We start from the raw sequence: 4,043 nt of genomic DNA, 5'->3' as shown, positions 1-4,043 counted from the left end.
AATAAAATCTATCTTAATTAATCATCTACTAACAAAATTAGTTTTAGATTTCTATTGCAAGGTTATTTTCGTTGTTCCTAAATAGTTTTTTCATTTTCCCCATTCATTCCGAAATATATCCTTTACCATCTCTTTGAGGGTTTCAGATATGTGTGGTCTAAATCCCATTAACGAGATTATATCTTTTTCAATAGCGATACCTGGTGCAACCTCAGTTAATGTCATTTTTCCATTTTGCAACTTGAAGACTGCTCTCTCGGTCACATAGATTATATTTTTTGTGAATAATTATCGCTAAAAGTAATTTGATCAACATGATTAAGAAACTTGGAATTAATTCCTTACTTTACAATAATAAATTTTCCGTCTTTCATGGCGATTTGGGAATCTTGCATAAATGTGCTACAAAAAACAATCCTCTTTGTATTCTGTGAGATGTTAATAAAACCACCCGGACCTGCCTCATCTTTTAGGTGACTAAACGCTCTTTTTCATCAATTGATGTATAGGTAGTAAAAATTCTTCCTCCACTTCCACTTCTTCCGCTAATGAAATTATCTCTTTTAAAATAGAATCTGGTATTAAGAGCCCTTTTTCCTTGTTAGCATAAACTTTGCCAAGTTCAATTTCTCCTGGTAGATAAATTTCACTGACACCTTCCATCGGTTTGGTATTTTTTATAAATTGAATATAGTGATCTACATTGTTCTTGAATAGATTAATATCAATAAATGAATCAACCCGAATTCCTAGAAAGAAATGACTTACATTAATTGGAGTATTATGTTTTATCTGAATATCTGATCCAATGGCACCGTTACTCAATAATGAGCATAATGCCTCAATAATTACGGATAAACCATAGCCTTTTGGACCACCGACTGGGAATAAATAACCACCTTTAACAACTTCATCTGGATCTGTTGTTGATTCTCCTGCTGCATTTACTGCCCAACCTTCTGGAATCTTCATCCCCTTACTTTGAAAGTCAAGAATTCTACCAAACGGAACATTACTTGTTGCCATATCTAAAATAATTGGTTTCTCATTACCAGAAGGGATAGCTACTGACATCGGATTATTTCCTACTTTCGCTTCAGCACCGCCCGTAGGTGGCATGATTGGTGGTACATTGCTTGTCGCAATCCCAATTAAGTTATGTTTTTGTAATTGTTCAGCCCAGTAACGAGCAGTTCCAAAGTGGTTACTATTCCGGACAGAAATAGCAAAGATATCTACTTCTTTCGTTTCTTCGATGATCATATCAATGGCTTGTTGAGATACTACCTGACCTAAACCATTTCCACCATCAATTACGGCCGTATTCTTTGACTTACTTATAACTTGGATAGAAGGAGCTTTATTGATATTCTTATCCTTTAAGTTTCGTAAATAAAGGGGAAGTCTGATAATACCATGACTATTTATCCCCATAAGATCGGCATCTATAAGAGACTGGACGGTGGTTATTGCATCTTTTTCTTCCACATCATGTTTTATCAAAATATCAACACATAGTTCGACTACATCTTTTGCATTAATTCTATAATCCATAATCACAACTCCTCGCCAGTTGATTAAAAAGGTAACTACTGATTAACGTATTGTTTATTTACCATGTTTGGTTGTGGTATTCCATTTATACCATTCTCTATTATTTGACATACGCGGGTTTTCAGTTCATGAAAAGAACTCACTGAAACATAGGAAGAATGTGGTGTAATAATTACTTCTGCTTTATTTAATAATGGATGATCTGCTGGTATTGGTTCTTCGGTAAATACGTCTATTCCAGCACCTGAAATATGACCTAATTCAATTAGTAAGGCAAGATCCTCTTCATTTATTATTCCACCTCTACATGTGTTGACAATCATTGCCCCTTTTTGCATCTTCATCATACAATCATAATCTAGTAAATTCTCAGTCTCTTTAGTTAATGGGACATGTAAACTTAACATATTAGATTGCGCAAGTAATTCCTCGAAGGAAACAGGAACCACACCTAGATTCTTGAATGCATTTTCGTCTGCATATTTATCATGGGCAATAATGTTCGCACCTGTTGCTTTCATTTTTATTGCCACAGAACGGGCAATTCTTCCAAATCCAAGCAATCCGATTGTCATATCTTTAAATCGATAGATCGGTAGCGTATCTAATGCATCCCATTTTCCTTGTTCAACTTTCAGATTATAACTTTTTAAACGACGCCCAACAGAAAATAAAAGAGCTATGGTGTGATCTGATACCTCATCCACACAGTAATCCGGTACATTATAAACAGCGATTTCCTTCCTTCCGGCTGCCTCCAAATTTATATTGTTAAATCCAACTCCATAAACACAAATTACTTTACAAGATTCTAAATGATTAAGAAAAGCTTCATTGCAATCAAATGATATTTGAATTGCTATTCCATCGGCATACGGTGCATATAATGGTAAATCCTTTTCTAAATCATCGGGGTGTGTCACTTTTAATTCGTATCCTTTTTTTATAAATGTTTCTTCTTCAATTTTGTGATCGGTCCATTCTCCATCAATAATCCAAATTATTTTTTTTCCATCTTTCATATAAAAAACCCCCTTTTCATGATTTAAACCACCCCTATTTTCTTCATCTCCTTCAATGCAATAATCAGGTTATCATTTTGCATTTGGGTGCCAACAGTTACTCTAATATGTGTATTTAAGCCCCATGCTTTACACGGCCGAATAATTAGTCCTTTTCTTAATAAATAGTCAGATACTTTAGATGCATCTTCTTTTACATCCATAAAAATAAAGTTAGCGTGTGACTCTACAACTTCATAATCTAAAGCTTGGAATTCTTTTGTAATTCTTGTAACTTCCTTTTGAATATGTTGTAGAACTTCATTACTGTAATTCAAATCATCCAATGTTGCTTCTGCACCAGCAATTCCAAACCGATTGACTGCAAATGTTTGTCTAACTGCTCTTAACGGTGCTAATATTTTCTCCTTTCCTATTGCATATCCTACACGAGCACCTGCAAGACCATATAACTTCGAAAAAGTTCTTAATGCTATAATGCGATGCCCTGCTTTAATGAGTTCCGTTCCTGTTGTATAATCACTTTCTCTAATAAATTCTACATATGCTTCATCAAGGACTACAATCACGTGTTCAGGTAATTGTGTAAGGAACCATTCCAACTTTTCCTTTTGAACAATCGTTCCTGTAGGATTATTTGGATTACAAATAAAAATTAGTTTTGTTCTTTCAGTTACAGCTGCCAATATTGAATCCAAATCATAAACATAGTCTTTCGTTAATGGAATTTCCACTGGTATACCGCCCATAAGAAGCGTAATCTCTCGATAACTAGTAAAAGTTGGTGTACAATAAATGATTTCATCACTATCATTTATAAATGCATTACCAACCATCGTGATAAGGTGGTCTGCACCATTACCTACTACAAAATTCCCTATGGAAAGTTCATTTAATACTGCTAACTTTTCACGTAATGTTCTACAGCTTGGCTCTGGATATAACCAACTATCACCTATCGTTTTTTTCATCTCTTCTATTGCTTTAGGTGAAGGACCAAATGGGTTTTCATTTGAAGCAAGTCGTGTTATTTCTTTAACCCCATACTCTCTTTTTACATCTTCAATCGGTTTTCCTGGAACATAAGGAGTTAATTTATCTATTCCTTTTCTAAACAAATTTCTTGTCATTGCTTATACCTCCCTGCAATTGATTTCATAATACATTTAATTTGTAAACGTTTGCAACGTTCTGAAAAAGGCAAACATCAATGAAAACCATTTAATTAATACCTAATCAGGCTTTTGCTAATACTCTAAGGTTATGTGGAATATAGGATCTGGTTAGTTAGTAGATTTTTGGTTAGGTATTTTTAAATCTTTATACAAACAACAATTAGAAATTTACGATGAGGAAGGTTACTACAAGATGGGGCTTACTCTAGCAGCTTCAATATTAATACCTCCAATATAATAATTGAATATTCTTACACTTATTTAGATTTTAGATAAAATGTGCCTTAAATAC

The 4,043-nt window shown here is 33.9% G+C and carries 4 protein-coding genes; all 4 read right to left on the bottom strand.

Translation table 11 applies throughout. The features are described from left to right. Nucleotides 1-90 precede the first annotated feature (90 nt). Nucleotides 91-240 carry a hypothetical protein gene (locus V7147_RS09735; RefSeq protein ID WP_335367660.1) on the bottom strand — a complete coding sequence of 50 codons (150 nt, stop codon included), beginning with the start codon at nt 238-240 and terminating at the stop codon, nt 91-93. Between the two features lie 237 nt (nt 241-477). Further along, nucleotides 478-1,554: an Ldh family oxidoreductase gene (locus V7147_RS09730; protein WP_335367659.1), complete on the bottom strand. Its 1,077-nt coding sequence runs from the start codon at nt 1,552-1,554 to the stop codon at nt 478-480. Between the two features lie 35 nt (nt 1,555-1,589). Beyond that, on the bottom strand, nt 1,590-2,576 hold the full coding sequence (locus V7147_RS09725) for a C-terminal binding protein (RefSeq protein WP_335367658.1): 987 nt from the start codon (nt 2,574-2,576) through the stop codon (nt 1,590-1,592). Between the two features lie 23 nt (nt 2,577-2,599). Further along, complete coding sequence (gene hisC / locus V7147_RS09720; protein ID WP_335367657.1) at nt 2,600-3,706, bottom strand: histidinol-phosphate transaminase; 1,107 nt, start codon at nt 3,704-3,706, stop codon at nt 2,600-2,602. Nucleotides 3,707-4,043: the final 337 nt, after the last annotated feature.

It is taken from the genome of Bacillus sp. JJ1521 (assembly GCF_036965165.1).
Lineage (GTDB): Bacteria > Bacillota > Bacilli > Bacillales > Bacillaceae_L > Ferdinandcohnia.
This window is presented reverse-complemented; position numbering and strand designations above follow the sequence as displayed.